The sequence below is a fragment of the Pseudomonas sp. TSO6 genome, assembly GCF_056098905.1.
Window position 1 is genome coordinate 131121 of the sequence record NZ_JBLZWV010000062.1, and the last position, 20919, is coordinate 152039.

Consider the following 20919-nt stretch of genomic DNA (forward strand, 5'->3'; position numbering starts at 1 on the left):
TCAGGCGGTGGCGTCGCTCGTCGTCCCTGGGGGATCAATCGACGGCGGACGTCTCAATCTTGTCCAGCTGGGCGGTTCGGCCTGCGACACGACGCAGGTCCTGGCGCTGGGCAACTTCCTGCACCTCACGGCGCATGACGAGGTCGGCCAGGCTGATGCCGCTGAGGAATTCATGGATCTGCTGGCTGAGGTCGCACCACAGGTGGTGGGTCAGGCAGGTATCACCGGCATGGCAGTCCCCGAGGCCCTGGCAACGGGTAGCATCGACCGATTCGTTGACCGCATCGATGACCTGGGCCACCTGGATGGTTTCCATGCCCCGCGACAGCTGGTAGCCACCACCTGGACCGCGCACGCTGGAGACCAGGCTGCTGCGGCGCAGCTTGGCGAACAGCTGTTCCAGATAAGAGAGGGAAATGCCCTGGCGCTCGGAAATGTCGGCCAAAGACACCGGCCCATGCTGCGCGTGCAACGCCAGGTCGAGCATGGCAGTCACGGCGTATCGGCCTTTGGTAGTCAGTCGCATGGCTATTGGGTACCACGGGAGTTTCGGGATGTGTGCGAGTATGCGATTCCCGAGCATTTAAGTCAACTATTAGACCTACTGCTTTAGTCGGGTTTGCGTCGGGGAGGCGGGCGCGATTGTAGCAGACGAGGGGCGTGAGCACACGCCCCGTATGTCACCAGGGTTTCAGCGCGGCGCAATCAATGCGACTGAGTGTCGCGCTGGGCCACCTGGGCAACCTCGGTGAAATCATCTTCCGGCAGGGCCGGCAGTTCCTTGGCGCAGTAGTCGCTACCCATCTTGGTCAGGGCGCCACACATGCCCTCCAACCGCTCGTCGACGGCCTGCAAGTGGTCGAGCATCTGGCCGATGGCTCGCGCCACCGGGTCAGGCATGTCGCCACTGACACCGTAGGCATCGAAACCGATCTTCTCGGCCATGGCCTTGCGCTTGGCCTCGACTTCGGTGTCCTCGCTCTTGACGATGATCCGCCCCGGGATGCCCACCGCCGTGGCGCCGGCCGGCACAGCCTTGGTCACCACCGCATTGGAGCCGATCTTGGCCCCGGCGCCGACGGTGAACGGGCCCAGCACCTTGGCCCCCGCCCCTACCACCACGCCGTTTTCCAGGGTGGGGTGGCGCTTACCTTTGTTCCAGCTGGTGCCGCCCAGGGTCACACCCTGGTAAAGGGTGACGTCGTCGCCGATCTCGGCGGTTTCGCCGATGACGATCCCCATGCCGTGGTCAATGAAGAAGCGCCGGCCGATGGTGGCACCGGGATGGATCTCGATACCGGTCAGCCAGCGGCCGAAGTTCGACACCAGCCGGGCCAGCCACTTGAAATCACGCTTCCACAGGGCATTGCCCAGGCGGTGCAGCCAGATGGCATGCATGCCCGGGTAGCAGGTGAGCACCTCGAAGGCATTGCGCGCAGCCGGGTCACGGTGGAATACGCTTTGAATATCTTCACGCAGGCGTTTGAACATCTGTCAGTCCTTCCGTTTATGCGGCTCGCCACGGACCACTTTCTGGGTCTCGGTGAGGATGCCGCGCAAAATGCTCATTTCCGTACGCTCGACCGCCACCCGCCCATACAGCCGGCGCAGGCGCGGCATCAGGTGCTTGGGTTTTTCAGGGTCGAGGAAGCCGATGCCCACCAGGGTTTTCTCCAGGTGGTCGTAGAACAGCTCCATTTCGTCCATTGTCGCCAGCTCGCTGGCGTCAACCTTCTCGACTTTGCCCGGCGCCTTACCGGCAGCCAGCGATGCCATGCGCACCTCGTAGGAGAGCACCTGCACAGCGGCCGCGAGGTTCAGCGAGCTGAAGTCGGGGTTGGAGGGAATGTGCACGTGGAAGTGACATCGCTGCAGTTCTTCGTTGGTCAGGCCGGCATGTTCGCGCCCGAACACCAGGGCGATCTCTTCACCACCCTTGGCATGCTCCACCGCCTTGGCGCCGCACTCGCGCGGGCCAATCAACGGCCAGGGGATGCTGCGCTCACGGGCGCTGGTACCCATCACCAGGTTGCAGCCGACCAGCGCCTGTTCAAGGCTGTCGACCACCTGGGCGTTAGCCAGCACATCGTCGGCGCCCGAGGCGCGGGCACTGGCTTCCAGGGCGGGGAATTCTTTCGGCTGCACCAGCACCAGGCGCGACAAGCCCATGTTTTTCATGGCACGCGCAGCGCCTCCGATGTTGCCGGGGTGGCTGGTATTGACCAGAACAACACGAATATTTTGCAGCAAGGTGTTGTGCTCACAGATGCAGGAATCAGGGCCTTCGATCTTACAGAACCGACAGACGTAACGCCATGAAAGCAAATGTGACACTTCTGCCGACAAACTTTTCTGCTAGAATGATCGGCTTTCTTCTTTAACATCTCCAGGTGACCCGCCCATGCAGCCTATGCTGAATATCGCCCTGCGCGCCGCTCGCAGCGCCAGTGAACTGATTTTCCGCTCCATCGAACGCCTGGATAGCATCAAGGTGGACGAGAAAGAGGCTAAGGACTACGTTTCCGAGGTTGATCGTGCCGCCGAGCAGAAGATCGTCGACGCGCTGCGCAAGGCCTACCCGAACCACTCCATCCAGGGTGAAGAGACGGGCATGCACGCGGGCACCGGCGAAGAAGGTAAAGACTACCTGTGGATCATCGACCCACTGGACGGTACCACCAACTTCCTGCGCGGTATCCCCCACTTCGCCGTCAGCATTGCCTGCAAATACCGTGGTCGCCTTGAGCACGCCGTGGTGCTCGACCCGGTACGCCAGGAAGAATTCACCGCCAGCCGTGGCCGTGGCGCCCAGCTCAATGGCCGTCGCCTGCGCGTCAGCTCGCGCACCAGCCTGGAAGGCGCCCTGCTGGGTACCGGCTTCCCGTTCCGTGATGGCCAGATGGCCGACATGGACAACTACCTGGGCATGTTCCGCGCCCTGACTGGCCAGACCGCCGGCATCCGCCGCGCCGGCTCCGCCAGCCTGGACCTCGCCTACGTGGCCGCTGGCCGCTTCGACGCCTTCTGGGAGTCGGGCCTGTCCGAATGGGACATGGCAGCTGGCGTGCTGCTGATCCAGGAAGCCGGTGGCCTGGTGAGCGACTTCAACGGTGGCCACGACTTCCTCGACAAAGGCCACATCGTTGCAGGCAACATCAAGTGCTTCAAGGCCGTGCTGACCGCTATCCAGCCGCACCTGCCAGAAAGCATGAAGCGCTAAGCGCGAATTGCCAGAAAGCAAAAAGCACCCCTCGGGGTGCTTTTTTTGTGCCCAGAGCTTACGCAGTCCTTGTGGGAGCGGCCTTGTGTCGCGATAGGGCTGCAAAGCAGCCCCGGGAATCTCTGATGGATCACAGATCCTGGGGCCGCTGCGCACCCCATCGCGACACAAGGCCGCTCCCACACAAAGCAGACCGCGTACGAAATTACTGGGCAGCTTCGCTCAGGATCAGCTTGCCATTCTTGTCCAGCGGAATGGTGGCCCCCGGCTCGCGGTCCATCTTCACCTTGCCTACCTGATCACCGATGGAATAGGTCACGTTGTAACCCACCACCTTCTCGCTGATGTCATTGACCGTATTGCAGCGGGTTTGCGTGGTGGTGTAGGTGTCACGCTGCTGCATGCCTTCCTGCACCTTGTTACCGGCATAACCACCACCGACCGCACCGGCCACGGTAGCGATCTTCTTGCCGGTACCACCGCCAATCTGGTTACCCAGCAAGCCACCTGCCAGCGCACCGACCACGGTACCGGCAATCTGGTGCTGGTCCTTGACCGGCGCCTGACGCGTCACGGCCACGTCTTTGCATACTTCACGCGGGGTTTTCACCTGCTGCTTGATCGGCTGCACGTCCGTCACCTGGGCGACTTCGGGGCCTTTGTTCACCAAGCTGTAGGTCGCCACAGCACCTCCGGCAGTTACACCGACAGCACCCAGCACCGCACCCACCAGCATTGATTTGTTCACGTGAACCTCCTGATCGTACCAGCGGGCATTAACCCGCGCTTCTCCCAGCCTTGGAGCAAAAAAAAAGGCGCGAGTTCAACACTCGCGCCTTTTTGCTCGCCGTACGGCGTAGGGACAGGGCCTTATGGGCGTTCGTCCACACCTTCAGCCTTGACTGGAGGGATCAGGTCTTCGCTGTTCAGGTTCAGCCAGATCAGTACCACGTTGGCGATGTAGATCGACGAGTAGGTACCGGCCATGACACCGATGAACAGGGCCAGCGAGAAGCCGAACAGGTTGTCGCCACCGAAGAACAGCAGTGCGGCAATGGCCAGCAAGGTCGAAACCGAGGTGGCGATGGTGCGCAGTAGGGTCTGGGTGGTCGAAACGTTGATATTCTCGATCAGCGAAGCCTTGCGCATGACGCGGAAGTTTTCACGCACCCGGTCGAACACGACGATGGTGTCGTTCAGCGAGTAGCCGATGATCGCCAGCACCGCCGCCAGCACCGTCAGATCGAAGGTAATCTGGAAGAACGACAGGATACCCAGGGTGACCACCACGTCGTGGATCAGCGAAACGATCGCACCCACGGCGAACTTCCACTGGAACCGGAAGGCCAGGTAGATAAGGATGCCGCCCAAGGCCATGAGCATGCCCATGCCGCCCTGGTCGCGCAGCTCTTCCCCCACCTGCGGGCCAACGAACTCGACACGCTTGAGCGTGGCCGGGTTGTCGCCGCCAGCCTTCTGCAGGGCAGCGGCTACCTTGTTACCCAGCTGCGGGTCATCGCCCGGCATACGCACCAGCAGGTCGGTGGTAGCGCCGAAGCTCTGCACCACGGCCTCGTGGAAGCCGGAGTCGACCAGCTCGGCACGCACCGCCTTGAGGTCGGCCGGGCGCTCGTATGTGAGCTCGATCAGCGTACCGCCGGTGAAGTCCAGGCCAAAGTTGAGGCCCTTCTGCCACCAGCTGAACAGCGCCAGCACGGTGAGGAGCACGGTAATGGCGAACGCAACATTGCGCACGCCCATGAAGTTGATGGTTTTCATCGCAGCTCCCTCAAACCCACAGCTTCTTGATGTCACGCCCGCCGCAGGTCAGGTTGACCATTGCGCGGGTCACCATGACGGCGGTGAACATCGAGGTGAAAATCCCGAGGGACATGGTAACCGCAAAGCCTTTGACCGGGCCGGTACCCATGGCGAACAGGATACCGCCGACCAGCAGGCTGGTCAGGTTGGCGTCGATGATCGCGGTGTAGGCGCGGTTGAAGCCTTCGTGGATGGCGCGCTGTACCGACATGCCGGCTTTCAGCTCTTCGCGGATACGCGAGAAGATCAGCACGTTGGCGTCCACCGCCATACCCATGGTCAACACGATACCGGCAATACCCGGCAGGGTCAGGGTGGCACCCAGCAGCGACATCAGCGCCAGCAACAGCACCATGTTGCCTGCCAGGGCGATGGTGGCGATCACGCCAAAGCCGCGGTAGATGGCGATGATGAACAGCGAGACGAACAGCATGCCCCACAGCGACGCATCGATACCCTTGGTGATGTTGTCGGCACCCAGGCTTGGGCCAATGGTACGTTCTTCAGCGAAGTACATCGGCGCGGCCAGACCACCGGCACGCAGCAGCAGGGCCAATTCGGACGATTCGCCCTGGCCGTTCAGGCCGGTGATGCGGAACTGGCTGCCCAGTGGCGACTGGATGGTCGCCAGGCTGATGATCTTCTTTTCTTCCACGAAGCTTTGTACGGCCACGTCCTTCTCGACGCCGTCGACGGTCTGCTTCACATAGCGGGTGACCGGCTTCTGCTCGATGAAGATCACTGCCATGCTGCGGCCGACGTTGCTACGGGTAGCACGGCTCATCAGCTCGCCACCGTGGCCATCCAGGCGGATGTTCACTTGTGGGCGACCGTGCTCGTCAAAGCTGGCCTGGGCGTCGGTAACCTGGTCACCAGTGATGATCAGGCCGCGCTCGACCGGCGCAGAACGGCCGCCTTCGCGGAACTCGAACACTTCGGTAGTGGCCTTGGACGCACCCGGCTCGGCACCAAAGCGGAACTCCAGGTTGGCGGTTTTACCGAGGATACGCTTGGCTTCGGCAGTGTCCTGCACGCCCGGCAGCTCGACCACGATACGGTTGGCGCCTTGGCGCTGTACCAGCGGCTCGGCCACGCCCAGCTCGTTGACACGGTTGCGCACGGTGGTGAGGTTTTGCTTGATCGAGTATTCGCGGATCTCGGCAACTTTTGCCTGAGTCAGCGCCAGACGCAGCACGGCGAGGTCGTTGCGCTCGGTGGTGGTCAGGTCGAAATCATTGAAATTCTTGCGGATCAGGGCACGTGCCTGTTCGCGGGTTGCATCGTCAGCGAAGCCCAGCATGATGCCACCATCCTGCTGAGGCAGGCTGCGGTAGCGGATGCGCTCTTTGCGCAGCAAGGTCTTGACCTCGCCTTCGTAGACTTTCATGCGGGCCGTCATGGCCTTGTCCATGTCCACTTCCAGCAGGAAGTGCACACCACCGGACAGGTCCAGGCCCAGCTTCATCGGGCTTGCACCCAGGTTGCGCAGCCATTGCGGGGTAGTCTGTGCCAGGTTCAGGGCCACGACGTAATCATCGCCCAGTGCCTTGCGCACCACATCCTTGGCTGGCAGCTGGTCTTCCTGGTTGGTCAGGCGGATCAGCCCGCTGCCCTTCTCACCCAGGCTAACGCCCTTGACGGCGATCTTGGCATCGACCAGCGCCTTGCTGACGCGATCGAGGTCGGCCTGGTTCACCTGCAGCGCCGAACTGGCACCGCTGATCTGTACCGCCGGGTCATCCGGGTAGAGGTTGGGAGCGGAATAAATGAAACCGACCACCAGTACCAGCACGATCAGTGCATATTTCCACAGAGGGTATTTGTTCAGCATCACGCCGCCCGTTCAAGACGCGGGGCGCTTTGCGCGCCCCGACTGGAAAATAAAACCGGTAACTCAGATAGCCTTGAGCGTACCTTTTGGCAGGGTTGCCGCGATGGCGCCCTTCTGGAACTTCAGCTCGACAGTGTCGGAAACTTCCAGCACCACGAAATCATCGGAAACCTTGACGATCTTGCCGGCGATGCCGCCGTTGGTGACAACTTCGTCACCTTTCTGCAAGTTGCCGAGCAGGTTCTTCTGCTCTTTGGCACGTTTGGCCTGTGGACGCCAGATCATCAGGTAGAAGATGACCAGGAAACCAACCAGGAAAATCCACTCGAAACCGGTACCGGCTGGGCCAGCGGCAGGTGCTGCAGCGTCCGCGTATGCGGCGGGGATGAAGAAGCTCATTGGGCACTCCTAATGTAATTTTCTAATAATGGATGCAGACAGTCAGTCCAAAGGCGGTACAGGAAGCCCGCGCTTGGCGTAGAAGGCGTCGACGAAGGCGGCCAATTTACCCTGTTGAATAGCCTCGCGTAAACCGGCCATCAAGCGCTGGTAATGGCGCAAGTTGTGGATGGTATTCAGCATGCTGCTCAACATTTCGCCGCACTTGTCCAGGTGATGGAGATAGGCGCGGGAGAAGTTGGTGCAGGTGTAGCAGTCACAGGTCGGATCCAGCGGCGATTCATCGTGGCGATGGAACGCATTGCGGATCTTGATCACCCCTGTATCGACGAACAGATGGCCGTTACGCGCGTTACGCGTAGGCATCACGCAGTCGAACATGTCGACGCCGCGGCGCACACCCTCAACGAGATCTTCCGGTTTGCCTACCCCCATAAGGTAACGAGGTTTGTCAGCAGGCATCATGCCCGGCAGGTAATCCAGCACTTTGATCATTTCGTGCTTGGGTTCGCCCACCGACAGGCCGCCGATGGCCAGGCCGTCGAAACCGATGTTTTCCAGGCCTTCCAGGGAGCGCATGCGCAGGTCCTGGTACATGCCGCCCTGGACGATGCCGAACAGCGCCGCCGTGTTGTCGGCGTGGGCGTTCTTCGAGCGCTGGGCCCAGCGCAGCGACAGCTCCATGGAAGTACGTGCCACGTCGTGCTCGGCCGGGTACGGGGTGCACTCATCGAAGATCATCACCACGTCCGAGCCCAGGTCACGTTGCACCTGCATCGACTCTTCAGGGCCCATGAACACCTTCGAGCCATCGACTGGCGAGGCGAAGGTCACGCCCTCTTCCTTGATCTTGCGCATGGCGCCCAGGCTGAACACCTGGAAGCCACCGGAGTCGGTGAGGATCGGGCCTTTCCACTGCATGAAGTCGTGCAGGCCGTTGTGCTTCTTGATCACCTCGGTGCCCGGGCGCAGCCACAGGTGGAAGGTGTTGCCCAGGATCATCTCGGCGCCAATGGCCTCGATATCGCGTGGCAGCATGCCCTTGACCGTGCCATAGGTGCCCACCGGCATGAACGCCGGGGTTTCCACCGTGCCACGTGGGAAGGTGATGCGACCACGACGGGCCTTGCCGTCGGTAGCCAGCAGTTCGAAGGACATTCGACAGGTGCGACTCATGCTTGATCCTCGGGGCCGCGTGGCGCCGGATTGCGGGTGATGAACATGGCATCACCGTAACTGAAGAAGCGGTACCCGTTCTCGACCGCCGCCGCGTAGGCAGCCATGGTCTCGGGGTAACCGGCGAACGCCGAGACCAGCATCAGCAGCGTGGACTCCGGCAGGTGGAAGTTGGTGACCAGGGCATCGACCACATGGAACGGCCGGCCCGGGTAGATGAAGATGTCGGTGTCGCCGCTGAAGGCCTTGAGCACGCCATCGCGCGCCGCGCTTTCCAGCGAACGCACGCTGGTGGTGCCGACCGCGACCACCCGGCCGCCACGTGCGCGGCAGGCCTCGATGGCATCGACCACATCCTGGCCCACTTCGAGCCATTCTTTATGCATGTGGTGGTCTTCGATCTTGTCGACCCGCACCGGCTGGAACGTGCCCGCGCCCACGTGCAGGGTAACGAAAGCCCTCTCCACACCTTTGGCAGCAATCTTTTCCAGCAGCGCTTCGTCAAAGTGCAGGCCCGCAGTGGGCGCGGCAACCGCACCGGCGCGCTGGGCGTACACGGTCTGGTAGCGCTCACGGTCGGCGCCCTCGTCGGGGCGGTCGATGTAGGGCGGCAGCGGCATATGGCCGACGCGGTCGAGCAATGGCAGCACCTCTTCGGTGAAACGCAGCTCGAACAGCGTGTCATGGCGCGCGACCATTTCGGCCTCGCCACCGCCATCGATGAGGATCACCGCGCCCACTTTCGGCGCCTTGCTGGCACGCACATGGGCCAGCACCCGGTGGCTGTCGAGCACGCGCTCGACCAGCACTTCCAGCTTGCCCCCGGAGGCTTTCTGGCCAAACAACCGCGCCGGGATGACCCGGGTGTTGTTGAACACCATCAGGTCGCCGGGGCGCAGGTACTCGAGCAGGTCGGGGAATTGCCGGTGCGCCAGCGCGCCGGTCGGCCCATCGAGCACCAGCAGACGGCTGCCATGGCGCTCGGCCAACGGGTGGCGGGCGATCAGGGAATCAGGGAGTTCGAAGGAAAAATCGGCGACGCGCATGATGATGTTCGGTTCGGCAGGGCCGGGAAGTTTAGCCCAATGTGTGAAAATTGACCATGAAAGCCGATTGACCGACTAGCGGCACCTCTCTATACTGCGCGCCACACGCCCTGATGGCGGAATTGGTAGACGCGGCGGATTCAAAATCCGTTTTCGAAAGGAGTGGGAGTTCGAGTCTCCCTCGGGGCACCAAAATCCGGAAAAAACCGACCTTATGGTCGGTTTTTTTGTGCCCGACGATTATGTCGGGCTGGGCCAAGGGGGATCTCAGGGACGAACCGCTGTCACTTCGATCTCAACCCGCCAGGCAGGGTGCGCCAGGCCTGCAATCTGGAACGCCGAGCGCGCAGGTAGCACCGGCTGCTTGGCGGCTGGGCCGAAGAACTGGGTGTAGCCGGCCATGAAACCGTCGAAATCCATCTTGCCGCCGTTCTCTGGCCCGCCCACCAGGAATACCTGCATCTTCACCACGTCAGTCAGGCCAAGACCCAGCGCTTTCAGCTGCTGCTGGATGCTTTCAAGCACATTGATGGTTTGTGCCTTGGTATCACCGTAGGCTTCCAGCGAATCCTTGGGCGCGTCGGGATGGATCACCGACGGGACAGAACCGCTCAGGTAGACGATCGACTTCCCGGCAGGAATCTCTACAGCCGACGAGATAGGGAAACTACCTGCGCCATGGCGCACAATATCTTGTGCATGAACGCTGCCGGCACCGGCTAATCCCAACGCCAATGCAGCAACGGTCTTGAAAGCGAATTTCATATTTCTCTCCTGATGGTTACGCAAGAATGTACACGCACCGGTGATGCGTGTACGGGTCATTCCATTGCGGTATGTGTACTTAGAATCGATACAAACTGAAGGGTTTAGGGTCCAGCACCGGCGCCTTTCCAAGCAGCAGGTCTGCCGTCAGCTCGGACGACACCGGGCTTTCCGTCATACCCCACCCGGTCGCGGTGTTGATGACCAGGCCTGGGTACTCGTTGACCTGCGAAATGATCGGGTTCTCATCCGGGGCGATGGCCATGGCACCGCTCCACTGATCGATCAACTTCGCATCTTTGAAGGCAGGGAACTCGACTTTGAGCTTTTCCAGAGATGCATCCAGCTCGGGAATATCCGGGGCCGCCGTCATCAGCCTGTTTTTCTCGAAGGGCGATACTTCGTCCAGCCTCCACTGGGTGGGCTGAGTGAACGAATCGATCAGTTGCTTGTTGAGTGAGATGTGCACCGGGAAGTCGGGGATGGCCAGCAATGGCAGGTATTTATAGCCATACATGAACGATTCTTTGACCACCGGGGCAACGACGACGCGCGGCGAGGTTGCATATGTACCGTCGGCCTGCTCGCGGAAGTAGATATTCCCTGGCAATGCAACGTTGCCCCCCGGTGCACGGGGTGCCGCGCTGATGATTTGCTGGGACTGGTAGGCCGGCAAGGTAGGTACATCGACGCCCAGGTTCTGCATGAACAGCCTGGACCAGGCGCCGCCTGCCACGACCACGCGAGAAGTCTTGATGGCGCCCTTCTCGGTCACCACATCGGAGATGACGCCTGCCTGGGTTTCCAACCCCCTTGCGGCGCAGTGGGTGTAGATGCGCACACCCATTTTCTTGGCGTACTCCGCCATGACAAACGATGCGCGCTCGGCGTCCAGGCTACCGGAGTCTTCCTCGAAACCTGCAATTTTCCAGCTCGATGATGCACCGCGCAGCCGCTGTTCGAGTTCATTCCCCTGAATGATCCGAGTCTTGAAGGGGTTGTCCGCTGCTACTTCCCGGCTTTTGACATCAATCCACTTTCTGACGCTTTCCAGGTCTTCTTCATCGAAAGGAACTTCGACCCGGCCCTGTGTGCGATAGCTGGTATCTGCACCCACTTTGGCATTCATCTCGCGCCACCGTTGTTTGGCAAGATGGTGCAACTGGAACGTCGCGTCAGGCATCTTGTAGGTCATGACCTGACCATAGAACCTGCATGACTGCTCGCCGGCAATATCCCCTTTTTCAACGACGACTACCGAGAGGCCACGTTCGACAAGATTGATCGCGGTCATGAGCCCCAGAATACCAGCGCCAACAACTACCACGTCTGCCTGCTTGGGAAGTGCACCTTCGGTGCCTTCTACAAAACCAAACCGCGGTTTGCCGGGGATCAACCGGCCTTCGCGGGTCAGCAAGGGGGTCAGAATGCCTGCGCCACCTGCAATAGCAACGACGCCGCCGCCGATCAAAAATTTACGCCTCGTCATTCCCATGACACTTTCCTTTCCTGGTAATCGGTGTGGGTTCATCAGCTCAGGCGGCGAGCCACCTACCTGGCCGCCAGCCGCCGCGGTCAACTTTCGGCCACCGCGTCAGGCTGATGCTTAAAATTGAAGGGCGGCTATTTTGTTGATGACCCGCGTCGGGAAAAAGCGCTGTGGGCAAATACTTAGTTCAGCCATTTTGAAACTATCGCGCAGGGGACATAAATAGTTGATATGGCGACATTCAGCACTCGAAAGAGGGAAGTTAGTACGAGCAAAGATGCTGGCTTAGTTTCGAAAGTGCACGGAGGCAATAAGCGCTGAGAATTCAGTAGCTGTGTGGGTGTATAGCGTTATGTGGCGACACTTCATTGCCACATATTCAGTGTGGACAAAAGCATCAGCATCCGACGGTGGTAGATCTGTCCAATGCTCAGGGTGGCATCGAACGGATCGGCACGGATTTGCAGAGCCTGTTCCGGTTCAGTGAGCACCAGATCCAGATGGATACCCTTTTCGAGACCATCGAGCGCAACCTGGGGTCAATTTTTCCGTGCATCCGCCCTTGGCTCAGGCGCTCTTCACGCCGAGATCTTCAGCAAAGCGAAGCAGGTAGCCGTCCGGGTCTTGCACCAGGAAATTGCGCTGGCCGACCAGCATGCCGCCCTGGCGGTACCAACATTCTTCAATCGGCTTTCTGATGCTATGCCCCGCAACCCCCAGCGACGCGACCAAGGCCAGTGCATCAGCGCATTCGATCGACAGGTTGATGCCTCGACCATACGGCGGCTCCAGCGGGCCGACCCGCCAGGGTGACTCACTCTGCCAGTCCTGTTCCAGCATCAGCTGGCTGCCGCCAAAGGACAGGAAGGCAAAATGCTCTTCTGGCCGGTCGTATTCAATCTTGAAGCCGAGTACGCCGCAGTAGAATGCCAGGCTGCGTGGTAGATCAGAAACAATCAGCTCGGGCACCAAGGGATTTAGCTTAAACAATGTTCTGATTCCTTTCAGGGTAAGTCGACTGACAACTATGAACAGGTCGCCCTGAAAAAGGTAGCTTGTCAGTGTGATAGCTCAATGCAGCTCACACCCATCAGATCCGCCCGAAAAATCCCTCCAATTTGACGCCGCCCCAATGGCTCTGGGACCTGTAGCCATACCTGCATTCTATTGGCCGCCGTCATGACTAACACTTAAGCTGTCATTCGTCGGATATATGCCGAAAGTATTGCTAGTGTAATGGCACTTAGCCATAGTTGCGTTCCCATTTCCCCACACCCTGTGTGACACATGAAAACAATCGCGCCCTGCATGGCGGCAATGATGCTGCTCAGTGGGTGCAATGGAGTGCCAACGTCGTACGTTTCAGACCCCGTCTACAGCCAGGCTTTCGTGGTCACTTCCGGTGCACCCCTGCCGATGTTGCTGATGGCCAGCGCCATCCAGTGGAACGAGGATTACGCTGTAACCGCCAAACACACCCCCTTCCTGCGCAACGTGGTCCACGAGGGCCTCGGTGACGTAGTGTTCTTCAAGCACAAGGCCAGCAGCGTGCCGCACTGGCGCCAGTACGTGCCTGGAGAAGCCGTGACGGCGGTGGGTTTCAACAGTTTCATGATGCCGATGCAGGGCAAGGGCCATGCCCTGCCGTCACTGGTACGGCTTGAAGGTACGCCTGGCAGCGTCTTCTACTCAGTGCATGACGGCCCGATCACCAAGGGCATGTCGGGTGGGCCGGTGTTTGCCGATGATGGCAAGGTGGTGGGCATCAACGTGGCCATCATTCCCACCAGCGAGATCGACGCCGGCAAGCGCCCGGACCTGGCCGGCAAGGACCGCATCAGCGTGTTCATGTCGTTCAGCGAAATCGACAAGGAATGGCGGCGTTACCAGTACCTGCTGGCGCACAAGGCCAAGCCCCAGGCACCGGCTTCCGTCAAAGGCTACGTGGCGGTGGCCGCCAAGCCGTGAATCGGGGCGCGGTATTGGATGGAAAGCGGCCTATGATGTGAGGCTGATGGCCTCTTCGCGGGTAAACCCGCTCCCACAGGGCCTGCACAGGATTTGAGCCTTGTGCAGTACCTGTGGGAGCGGGTTTACCCGCGAAGAGGCCGTGCCAACCAACGCGAGAAGGACCTGCCATGCACCTGACCCACCGCCCCATCCGGCCTGAAGACATCCCCGTCATCTGCAGCTTCCCGCAGAACCCGGACGAACTGTTCTACATGTTCCCCAAAGCCACCTACCCCCTCACCCCCAACCAGCTGAGCGACGCCATAGCCCAACGCAGCGGCTCCACGGTAGTGGAAGGTAATGGCGCTGTCCTGGCCTTCGCCAATTTCTACAAAGCCGAACATGGCGGCGTATGTGCCTTGGGCAACGTAGTGGTGGCCCCCAGCGCCCGCGGCTTTGGTGTAGCGCGTTATCTGGTAACGGCAATGATCGACCTCGCCCGCCAGCAGTACAGCGCACGGGAGGTCTGGGTGTCATGCTTCAATCACAACACCGCCGGCCTGCTGCTTTATCCACAGCTGGGCTTCACACCGTTCGGCATCGAGGAGCGGCAGGCGTGGGACGGCACGCGGGTAGCGTTGGTGCAGATGAAGCAGGTCTTCAGCTAGCAAGATACGTTTGCTCACACACCTCGACGAACCGCACCGAACCATGCCCTTCCCTCGACGTCCGATCCAGCATCCCCCGCGTTTCGAGGTGCCCCCGCGTGAAAGACATCATCACCCGCAAGTACCGCCTGGCCGTGAAGACCATCGGCTACATCGGCTGGTCGCTGTTCTGGCTGCTGATCTGGGATGTGCTGGTCACCATCGACTTCATGCTGTTCTTCAACAGCAAGTTCACCCTGCCGCTGATCCCATTGACCTTGCTGGGCTCGGCGCTGGTGGTGCTGGTGAGTTTTCGCAACAGTAGCGCCTACAACCGCTGGTGGGAGGCACGCACGTTGTGGGGGGCGCTGGTGAACGGGTCGCGCAGCTTCGCCCGGCAGACGCTGACCCTGATCGACGACCCGGATGATGGCCTGAACCCGGTCAAGGCCACCCTGCTGCGCAGGCATATCGCCTATGTGAACTGCCTGGCGGCGCACTTGAAGGGTGAACGCTGCCCGGACGAGCTGATGGCCTTCATCCCGCCCGCGGAGTTCGAGCGGCGCAACCGTTCGAACAACTTCGCCAATGACATTCTCGGCGGTTCAGCGGCCTTGCTGGCCCGGGAGTACCAGGCCGGGCGGCTGGACAGCATCCGCCTCGCACGGCTGGAGTCGACGCTGGTGGACCTGTCCAATGCCCAGGGTGGCATGGAGCGGATCGCCAACACGCCGCTGCCCTACCCTTATGTGTATTTTCCGCGGCTGTTCATTACTTTGTTCTGTTTGATCGTGCCGGTGGGGCTGGTGGAATCGCTGGGTTGGTTCACGCCGCTGGCATCGACGGTGGTGGGGTTCATGCTACTGGCCATCGAGCGGATCGGGACTGATCTGCAGAGCCCGTTCAGGTTCAGTGAGCACCAGATACAGATGGATACCATTTGCGAGACGATCGAGCGGAACCTGGAGTCGATGCAGCGGGAGGCGCAGTGTGCCGAGGCGGTGGATGCCTGAGGATTTTTGGGGCTGCCTTACAGCCCCGGCTATGTGTCAGGCCCGCACATAGCGCTGGCGCAACACGTCACTCAACACATCCACCAGCAACACCAGCACCAGCATCCCGATGATCACCGTGCTGGCCTGGGCCTCCTGGAACAGGCTCAAGGTGGTGTACAGCATCTGCCCCAAGCCACCCGCCCCGACAAACCCCAGCACGCTGGCCATGCGGATGTTGTTCTCCCAGCGGTACAAGCTGTAGGCCAGCAATTGCGGCCACAGATTGGGCAAGGTACCAAAGCAGAACGCCGCCACCTGGCTGCCGCCCTGCAGGCGGATAGCCGCTGCCGGCTCTGGCGGTGCGTTCTCCAGCGCCTCGGCAAACAACCGCCCCAGCACGCCAGCGGTATGCAGCGCCAAGGCCAGGGTACCCGCATTGGGGCCAAGGCCTGCCGCCAGCACCGTCAGCGCCGCCCAGACCAGTTCAGGGATGGCCCGCAGGGCATTCAGCAACAACCGCGCCGCGCCCTGCAACGGCCAGCCGAAGCGCCCCGCCGCCGGCAACGCCAGCAACATCCCCAGTACCATCGCCAACAAGGTGCCCAGGCCAGACATGGCCAGGGTCTCCAGCGCGCCACGCCACACTGCCTTCAGGTGATCGGCAGACAGGTCCGGGTGCAGGAAGCGCCCGGCATACTCGCCCATCTGCCCCAGCCCGCCGTTGCCTACCAGTGCGCGCAGGTCCAGCTCCAGGTAAGCAAACGAGGCCACCACCGCCACCGCGATGGCGCCAAGCAGCAACAGGTTGATGGCGCGGTTCATGCCAGCCTCCAGCGCAGCAGGCGGCTGAGCAGGTCGGCCAGCATCACCAGCAGCAAGAACGTAAGCAGCATGCTCGCCACTTGCGCACCATCGAACATGCGCATCGACAGGTCGATCTGCTGGCCCAGCCCGCCAGCACCGACAAAGCCCATCACTACAGAAGCCCGCACCGCGCATTCCCAGCGGTACACGGTGTATGACACCACTTCCGATGCAGCATTGGGCAGGATGCCGTAGAGAAACGCCGCCAGCCGGCCACTGCCCGCCTGCAGCAAGGCATGGGCCGGGCGCTGGTCGACCGACTCGAAGATTTCGGCGTAGACCTTGCCGAGCATGCCGCTGTAAGTGATGGCGATAGCCAACACGCCCGCCGTTGGCCCCAGCCCCACGGCCCGTACAAACAGCAGCGCCCAGACAATTTCCGGCACGCTGCGCAGAAAAATCAGCAACCCGCGCACCGGCAGGCGCAGCAAGCGCGACCACAACCCGGCACGCCCGCCGCGGGAGGCGGCACGCAACGACAAGGCGCGGCTGGCCATCAGCCCGGCTGGCACTGCCAGCAGCAATGCCAACGCCATGCCTGCAGTGGCCACGGCCAGGGTTTGCAGAGTGGCTTCGTACAGCAATGCGAGAAAGTCGGCATCGTGTGCAGGTGGCCAAAAGGCACTGGTGAAACTGGCGATCTGCTGTCGGTTCTCAGCCTGCAACAGCACCCACGGGTTCAGCTCGCTCAACTGAATGCCTGGCCACAGCACGACAATTGCCAGCAAGGCCAGCAGCAACCGCGGCAGCACGGCCGGGTCGCGGGTGTCGGCCTTCAGCATCGCGGTATCTGCACGGTCAGGGTCGGCCCCTGGATTGGCGGCGACGCCAGTTGTTCGTTAGCGTACAGCGCATCCAGCATGGGTTGGGTGACCGCATCGGCCGGGCAGTCAAACGCCACCTGCCCCTCGCGGATACCGATCACCCGCGGGAAATGCGCCAGCGCCAGCTCCACGGCATGCAGGCTCGCTACCAGCGTCACGCTGTTGGCCTGGGCATGGCGGTTGAGCAAGGCCAGGCTGTGGTCGGCCAGTACCGGGTCCATGGCCGACACCGGCTCATCGGTCAGCAGCACCTGCGGCCGCTGGTACAACGCCCGGGCAATGCCCACGCGCTGCAACTGGCCACCGGACAATTGCCCACACTGCACGAACAGTTTGTCGGCCAGCCCCAGCTCCGCCAAAACCTGCCGTGCCCCGGGTACATCGCCGGGGTACAGCAGGTTGAGCAAGCCGCGCATTACCCCCCACTGCCCTAGGCGGCCGGCCAGTACTGCCGTCACCACCCGCTGGCGTGGCGGCAAGGGCGGCGCCTGGTGCACCAGGCCAACCCGTGCCCGAAGGCGCTGGCGTGCCCGGGCCGACAACGCCCAAGGTTGCTCGCCGAGCAGCTCCAGGCGCCCGCCGCTGGGCTGGATGGCCGTGGCCATCAGGTGCAGCAAGCTCGACTTGCCCGCCCCCGACGGCCCGATGATGGCGACTCGCTCGCCCTGCCCGATGCGCAGGCTGACCGCATCAAGCGCGCGGACCTGGCCATGGCGCAGGCTGGCACCGTGCAGATGGATGGCTACATTCGAAGCAGTCACTTGAGCAGGCCGGCCTCGCGTGCGGCTTGCTCGGTGCCCTCGTAGTTCTCAGGCTTGGTTTCGATGAAGCGGCTGGCAGCCTGCAGGTCCAGAATCGCTTTGTGCTCCGGGTTGGCTGGGTCGAGGTCAAGGAAGGCTTTCTTGATCTTCTCCTTCAACGCCGGGTCCATGTTGCCGCGCACGGTCCAGTTGTAGTCGAAGTAAGCAGGCGTGGTGGCAAACACCTTCACCTTGTTGGTATCCACCTTGCCGGCATCCACCAGCTTTTGCCACACGCTGGCGTTGAGCACGCCACCTTCTACCTTGCCGGCCTGTACCCAGGCCACGGTGGCGTCATGGGCGCCGGAATAAGCCACGCGGCTGAAGTACGCTTCAGGCTCGATGTTGTCCTGCTTGAGCATGAAGTAACGCGGCATCAGGCTGCCCGACGTGGACGAAATGGAACCGAAGGCAAACGACTTGCCCTTGAGGTCGGCCAGGCTCTTCACGTCGGGGTTGGCAGTAATGAACTTGGAGGTGAATTGCGCGTCTTGCTCGCGCTGCACCAGCGGCGTGGCAGTCGGGTCCTTCAGGTGTACCTGGACAAAAGTGAAACCACCCAGCCAGGCCAGGTCCAGGCGGTCGGCGGCCAGCGACTCGACCACCGCCGGGTAATCAGCCACCGGTACGAACTTCACTTCCATGCCCAGTTGCTTGGCCAGGTACTCACCCAATGGCTTGAACTTGCGCTGCAGTTCGGTGGGCGCTTCGTCGGGGATGGCGCTGACCCGCAGGGTTTCAGCGGCCTGTACGACAACGGCACAGCAAGACAGCACGAGGCCGGCGGCGAGCGCCAGGGGGCGTTTGAGCATGGGTGTTCTCCGGTTCAATAGCGGGGAAGTGCCGACAAATCCGCCGACATCGGGAATTATAAGAGGCAAGGGCCCAAAGGCCAGCTTTGCTACAATCGCGCAACAATTTGACCAGCTGAGGTACACATGAGCGAGCCGATTCGCCTGACCCAGTACAGCCATGGTGCCGGCTGTGGCTGCAAGATTTCCCCCAAGGTGCTGGACGTGATCCTCGCCGAAAGCGGCACCCAGGCCCTGGACCCTAAACTGTGGGTCGGCAACGCGTCACGCGACGATGCAGCAGTGTACGCGCTGGACGATGAGCGCGGTGTGGTCTCGACCACCGACTTCTTCATGCCGATCGTCGATGACCCGTACGACTTCGGCCGCATCGCCGCCACCAACGCCATCAGCGACATCTACGCCATGGGCGGAGACCCGCTGATGGCCATCGCCATCCTTGGCTGGCCAGTCAACGTGCTGCCACCGGAAGTGGCCCGTGAAGTGATCCGTGGCGGCCGCGCCGTGTGTGCCGAAGCCGGTATCCCGCTGGCGGGTGGCCACTCCATCGACGCCCCCGAGCCAATCTTCGGCCTGGCCGTCACCGGTGTGGTCAACAAGCGCCATCTCAAGCGCAACGACACCGCCACTGCAGGCTGCCAGCTGTACCTGACCAAGCCACTGGGCATCGGCATCCTCACCACCGCCGAGAAAAAGGCCAAGCTGCGCCCGCAGGACCAGGGCCTGGCCCGCGACTGGATGTGCACCCTCAACACCCCCGGCAGCCGCTTCGGCAAGCTCGACGGGGTCAAGGCCATGACCGATGTCACCGGCTTCGGCCTGCTCGGCCACCTGGTCGAGCTGGCCGAAGGCAGCGGCCTCACCGCGCACCTGGACTACACCGCGGTACCGCGCCTGCCCAGTGTCGACCACTACCTGGCCGAGGGCTGCATCCCCGGTGGGACCCTGCGCAACTACGAAAGCTACGGGCACAAGATCGGCGCCCTCAACGACGACCAGAAACACCTGCTGTGCGACCCGCAGACCAGCGGCGGCCTGCTGGTGGCCGTTACCCCGGAGGGTGAAACCGACTTCCTCGCCGTGGCTGCCGAACTGGGCCTGCAACTGTCGCCTATCGGCAAGCTGGTCGAGCGACAGAGCCACGCGGTCGAGGTGATCTGATGCGCCCCGACTGCACCGACTTCCGTCAGCTGTTCCTCGACGACGTGCCGATGATGGACATGCGCGCGCCTGTCGAATTCGCCAAAGGCGCCTTCCCTGGCGTGGTCAACCTGCCGCTGATGAACGACCAGGAGCGGCAGAAGGTCGGCACCTGCTTCAAACAGCAAGGCCAGGCGGCCGCCATCGTCCTGGGTCACCAGCTGGTCAGCGGCGCCACCAAGCAGGCGCGGATGGATGCCTGGGTAGCGTTTGCCCAGGCCCACCCGCTAGGTTACCTGTACTGCTTCCGGGGCGGCCTGCGTTCGCAGATCGTGCAGGGTTGGCTGCGCGATGAGGCAGGCATCCAGTACCCGCGTGTCAAAGGTGGCTACAAGGCCATGCGCACCTTCCTGCTGGAGACTACCCAGCAGGCGGTGGCGCAATGCGATTTTGTGCTGGTGGGCGGTTTGACCGGTACCGGCAAGACCGATGTGCTGCACCAGCTGGATAACGTGCTCGACCTGGAAGGCCACGCCAACCATCGCGGTTCCAGCTTCGGCAAGCGTGCCACTGCACAACCGGCGCAGATCGATTTCGAAAACCAGCTGGCCATCGATGTGCTGAAAAAGCGCGCCCGCGGCTGCGAGCAGTTCGTACTGGAAGATGAAGGCCGCATTGTCGGCAGCTGCACGGTGCCGCTGGAGCTGTACCAGGGCATGCAGCAGTACCCGCTGGTGTGGCTGGAAGACAGCTTTGCCAACCGCGTGGAGCGCATCTTGCGCGACTACGTAGTCAACCTGAGTGCCGAGTTCATCGGCGTGCATGGTGAGGAGGATGGCCGCCGGTTGTTTGCCGAGCGCATGCTGCAAAGCATGGCCAACATCTGCAAGCGCTTGGGTGGGGAGCGCTACCAGCGGCTTTCACAGATCCTGCGCCTCGCCCTTGAGGAGCAACAGCGCAGCGGCGCGGTGGACCTGCACCGGGGCTGGATCGAAGGCTTGCTCAACGAGTATTACGACCCGATGTATGCCTACCAGCGTGCAGCCAAGGCAGAGCGTATCGAGTTTGCCGGGGATGCCGTGGAAGTGCGCGAATACCTCAAGGCCCGGGCGCTGCGCGAGCCTCGCCAGTAAAAGCGGG

The 20919-nt window shown here is 61.8% G+C and carries 22 protein-coding genes, 1 tRNA gene and 1 pseudogene; 8 read left to right on the plus strand and 16 right to left on the minus strand.

Going from position 1 to position 20919, the window contains the following annotated elements:
- Nucleotides 1-34: 34 nt before the first annotated feature.
- From iscR to trmJ, 3 genes are all read right to left on the minus strand, one after another.
- Entirely contained in the window at nucleotides 35-526 is a 492-nt protein-coding gene (gene iscR / locus ACN6NG_RS24760; protein ID WP_008092572.1) for a Fe-S cluster assembly transcriptional regulator IscR, read from the minus strand.
- Nucleotides 527-705: 179 nt separating this feature from the next.
- Nucleotides 706-1491, minus strand: a complete 786-nt coding sequence (cysE, locus tag ACN6NG_RS24765) for a serine O-acetyltransferase (protein ID WP_474316711.1) — start codon at nucleotides 1489-1491, stop codon at nucleotides 706-708.
- A gap of 3 nt (nucleotides 1492-1494) precedes the next feature.
- Entirely contained in the window at nucleotides 1495-2250 is a 756-nt protein-coding gene (gene trmJ, locus ACN6NG_RS24770; protein WP_474316714.1) for a tRNA (cytosine(32)/uridine(32)-2'-O)-methyltransferase TrmJ, read from the minus strand.
- A 151-nt stretch (nucleotides 2251-2401) separates the two neighbouring features.
- Between trmJ and suhB the strand changes: the two genes are divergently transcribed.
- Complete coding sequence (suhB, locus tag ACN6NG_RS24775) at nucleotides 2402-3220, plus strand: type III secretion system regulator SuhB (RefSeq protein WP_012270588.1); 819 nt, start codon at nucleotides 2402-2404, stop codon at nucleotides 3218-3220.
- A 205-nt stretch (nucleotides 3221-3425) separates the two neighbouring features.
- On the opposite strand, the gene ACN6NG_RS24780 is transcribed toward suhB, so the two are convergent.
- The 6 genes from ACN6NG_RS24780 to queA all read right to left on the minus strand — a co-directional run bounded on the left by ACN6NG_RS24780 (nucleotide 3426) and on the right by queA (nucleotide 9493).
- Nucleotides 3426-3968 (minus strand): glycine zipper 2TM domain-containing protein, encoded by a 543-nt coding sequence (locus ACN6NG_RS24780; protein ID WP_016501403.1) that lies wholly within the window; start codon nucleotides 3966-3968, stop codon nucleotides 3426-3428.
- 122 nt (nucleotides 3969-4090) lie between these two features.
- Nucleotides 4091-4999 carry a protein translocase subunit SecF gene (gene secF, locus ACN6NG_RS24785; protein ID WP_016484966.1) on the minus strand — a complete coding sequence of 303 codons (909 nt, stop codon included), beginning with the start codon at nucleotides 4997-4999 and terminating at the stop codon, nucleotides 4091-4093.
- A gap of 10 nt (nucleotides 5000-5009) precedes the next feature.
- Entirely contained in the window at nucleotides 5010-6872 is a 1863-nt protein-coding gene (secD, locus tag ACN6NG_RS24790) for a protein translocase subunit SecD (protein WP_049274125.1), read from the minus strand.
- Between the two features lie 63 nt (nucleotides 6873-6935).
- Complete coding sequence (yajC, locus tag ACN6NG_RS24795) at nucleotides 6936-7271, minus strand: preprotein translocase subunit YajC (RefSeq protein ID WP_016484964.1); 336 nt, start codon at nucleotides 7269-7271, stop codon at nucleotides 6936-6938.
- A gap of 42 nt (nucleotides 7272-7313) precedes the next feature.
- Nucleotides 7314-8429, minus strand: coding sequence for a tRNA guanosine(34) transglycosylase Tgt (gene tgt, locus ACN6NG_RS24800; RefSeq protein ID WP_016501406.1), 1116 nt, complete (start codon nucleotides 8427-8429; stop codon nucleotides 7314-7316).
- Between the two features lie 14 nt (nucleotides 8430-8443).
- Nucleotides 8444-9493, minus strand: a complete 1050-nt coding sequence (gene queA / locus ACN6NG_RS24805) for a tRNA preQ1(34) S-adenosylmethionine ribosyltransferase-isomerase QueA (RefSeq protein WP_049274126.1) — start codon at nucleotides 9491-9493, stop codon at nucleotides 8444-8446.
- Nucleotides 9494-9600: 107 nt separating this feature from the next.
- On the opposite strand from queA, the gene ACN6NG_RS24810 reads away from it, so the two are divergent.
- Nucleotides 9601-9685 (plus strand) — tRNA-Leu (locus ACN6NG_RS24810).
- Nucleotides 9686-9760: 75 nt separating this feature from the next.
- On the opposite strand, the gene ACN6NG_RS24815 is transcribed toward ACN6NG_RS24810, so the two are convergent.
- Together ACN6NG_RS24815 and ACN6NG_RS24820 are read right to left on the minus strand one after the other, a co-directional pair.
- Nucleotides 9761-10258, minus strand: coding sequence for a RidA family protein (locus ACN6NG_RS24815; RefSeq protein ID WP_063426328.1), 498 nt, complete (start codon nucleotides 10256-10258; stop codon nucleotides 9761-9763).
- A 79-nt stretch (nucleotides 10259-10337) separates the two neighbouring features.
- Nucleotides 10338-11753, minus strand: coding sequence for an NAD(P)/FAD-dependent oxidoreductase (locus ACN6NG_RS24820; protein WP_063426325.1), 1416 nt, complete (start codon nucleotides 11751-11753; stop codon nucleotides 10338-10340).
- 434 nt (nucleotides 11754-12187) lie between these two features.
- On the opposite strand from ACN6NG_RS24820, the pseudogene ACN6NG_RS24825 reads away from it, so the two are divergent.
- Nucleotides 12188-12292, plus strand: a pseudogene (locus tag ACN6NG_RS24825) (effector protein); the annotation flags it as partial.
- A gap of 22 nt (nucleotides 12293-12314) precedes the next feature.
- Here the strand turns inward: ACN6NG_RS24825 and ACN6NG_RS24830 are convergent.
- Nucleotides 12315-12737 (minus strand): bleomycin resistance protein, encoded by a 423-nt coding sequence (locus ACN6NG_RS24830; protein WP_012051239.1) that lies wholly within the window; start codon nucleotides 12735-12737, stop codon nucleotides 12315-12317.
- Nucleotides 12738-13067: 330 nt separating this feature from the next.
- On the opposite strand from ACN6NG_RS24830, the gene ACN6NG_RS24835 reads away from it, so the two are divergent.
- From ACN6NG_RS24835 to ACN6NG_RS24845, 3 genes are all read left to right on the plus strand, one after another.
- Complete coding sequence (locus ACN6NG_RS24835; RefSeq protein WP_016501411.1) at nucleotides 13068-13715, plus strand: trypsin-like peptidase domain-containing protein; 648 nt, start codon at nucleotides 13068-13070, stop codon at nucleotides 13713-13715.
- Nucleotides 13716-13885: 170 nt separating this feature from the next.
- Entirely contained in the window at nucleotides 13886-14365 is a 480-nt protein-coding gene (locus ACN6NG_RS24840; protein ID WP_063426323.1) for a GNAT family N-acetyltransferase, read from the plus strand.
- A 98-nt stretch (nucleotides 14366-14463) separates the two neighbouring features.
- On the plus strand, nucleotides 14464-15357 hold the full coding sequence (locus ACN6NG_RS24845) for a bestrophin family protein (protein WP_063426321.1): 894 nt from the start codon (nucleotides 14464-14466) through the stop codon (nucleotides 15355-15357).
- Between the two features lie 36 nt (nucleotides 15358-15393).
- On the opposite strand, the gene phnE is transcribed toward ACN6NG_RS24845, so the two are convergent.
- From phnE to ACN6NG_RS24865, 4 genes are read right to left on the minus strand one after another with little or no spacing between them, the layout of a single operon-like run.
- Nucleotides 15394-16161, minus strand: coding sequence for a phosphonate ABC transporter, permease protein PhnE (gene phnE / locus ACN6NG_RS24850; protein WP_016501416.1), 768 nt, complete (start codon nucleotides 16159-16161; stop codon nucleotides 15394-15396).
- Nucleotides 16158-16985 (minus strand): PhnE/PtxC family ABC transporter permease, encoded by an 828-nt coding sequence (locus ACN6NG_RS24855; protein WP_063426319.1) that lies wholly within the window; start codon nucleotides 16983-16985, stop codon nucleotides 16158-16160. Before ACN6NG_RS24855 ends, phnE begins: the two co-directional genes overlap by 4 nt.
- The gene (locus ACN6NG_RS24860; RefSeq protein WP_353455806.1) at nucleotides 16979-17788 is read right to left on the minus strand and encodes a phosphonate ABC transporter ATP-binding protein; all 810 of its coding nucleotides are present in this window, start codon (nucleotides 17786-17788) and stop codon (nucleotides 16979-16981) included. Before ACN6NG_RS24860 ends, ACN6NG_RS24855 begins: the two co-directional genes overlap by 7 nt.
- The gene (locus ACN6NG_RS24865; protein WP_474316721.1) at nucleotides 17785-18639 is read right to left on the minus strand and encodes a putative selenate ABC transporter substrate-binding protein; all 855 of its coding nucleotides are present in this window, start codon (nucleotides 18637-18639) and stop codon (nucleotides 17785-17787) included. Before ACN6NG_RS24865 ends, ACN6NG_RS24860 begins: the two co-directional genes overlap by 4 nt.
- A gap of 126 nt (nucleotides 18640-18765) precedes the next feature.
- Here ACN6NG_RS24865 and selD point away from each other — a divergent pair, with 126 nt between their 5' ends.
- Nucleotides 18766-19800, plus strand: coding sequence for a selenide, water dikinase SelD (gene selD / locus ACN6NG_RS24870; RefSeq protein ID WP_353455807.1), 1035 nt, complete (start codon nucleotides 18766-18768; stop codon nucleotides 19798-19800).
- A complete protein-coding gene (gene mnmH, locus ACN6NG_RS24875) occupies nucleotides 19800-20912 on the plus strand; it encodes a tRNA 2-selenouridine(34) synthase MnmH (RefSeq protein WP_169725096.1) in 1113 nt (370 codons plus the stop codon). The genes selD and mnmH overlap by 1 nt, the downstream gene beginning before the upstream one ends.
- The last annotated feature ends 7 nt before the right edge of the window (nucleotides 20913-20919 follow it).

Bases quoted from the DNA above. Each gene is read 5' to 3' on its own strand.
- ACN6NG_RS24835 (WP_016501411.1), top strand. From the start codon at position 13,068: ATGCTGCTCAGTGGGTGCAATGGAGTGCCAACGTCGTACGTTTCAGAC.
- tgt (WP_016501406.1), bottom strand. From the start codon at position 8,429: ATGTCCTTCGAACTGCTGGCTACCGACGGCAAGGCCCGTCGTGGTCGC.
- ACN6NG_RS24865 (WP_474316721.1), bottom strand. From the start codon at position 18,639: ATGCTCAAACGCCCCCTGGCGCTCGCCGCCGGCCTCGTGCTGTCTTGC.
- ACN6NG_RS24840 (WP_063426323.1), top strand. From the start codon at position 13,886: ATGCACCTGACCCACCGCCCCATCCGGCCTGAAGACATCCCCGTCATC.
- secF (WP_016484966.1), bottom strand. From the start codon at position 4,999: ATGAAAACCATCAACTTCATGGGCGTGCGCAATGTTGCGTTCGCCATT.
- selD (WP_353455807.1), top strand. From the start codon at position 18,766: ATGAGCGAGCCGATTCGCCTGACCCAGTACAGCCATGGTGCCGGCTGT.
- ACN6NG_RS24855 (WP_063426319.1), bottom strand. From the start codon at position 16,985: ATGCTGAAGGCCGACACCCGCGACCCGGCCGTGCTGCCGCGGTTGCTG.
- ACN6NG_RS24815 (WP_063426328.1), bottom strand. From the start codon at position 10,258: ATGAAATTCGCTTTCAAGACCGTTGCTGCATTGGCGTTGGGATTAGCC.
- ACN6NG_RS24820 (WP_063426325.1), bottom strand. From the start codon at position 11,753: ATGGGAATGACGAGGCGTAAATTTTTGATCGGCGGCGGCGTCGTTGCT.
- suhB (WP_012270588.1), top strand. From the start codon at position 2,402: ATGCAGCCTATGCTGAATATCGCCCTGCGCGCCGCTCGCAGCGCCAGT.
- queA (WP_049274126.1), bottom strand. From the start codon at position 9,493: ATGCGCGTCGCCGATTTTTCCTTCGAACTCCCTGATTCCCTGATCGCC.
- cysE (WP_474316711.1), bottom strand. From the start codon at position 1,491: ATGTTCAAACGCCTGCGTGAAGATATTCAAAGCGTATTCCACCGTGAC.
- iscR (WP_008092572.1), bottom strand. From the start codon at position 526: ATGCGACTGACTACCAAAGGCCGATACGCCGTGACTGCCATGCTCGAC.
- yajC (WP_016484964.1), bottom strand. From the start codon at position 7,271: ATGAGCTTCTTCATCCCCGCCGCATACGCGGACGCTGCAGCACCTGCC.
- mnmH (WP_169725096.1), top strand. From the start codon at position 19,800: ATGCGCCCCGACTGCACCGACTTCCGTCAGCTGTTCCTCGACGACGTG.
- secD (WP_049274125.1), bottom strand. From the start codon at position 6,872: ATGCTGAACAAATACCCTCTGTGGAAATATGCACTGATCGTGCTGGTA.
- phnE (WP_016501416.1), bottom strand. From the start codon at position 16,161: ATGAACCGCGCCATCAACCTGTTGCTGCTTGGCGCCATCGCGGTGGCG.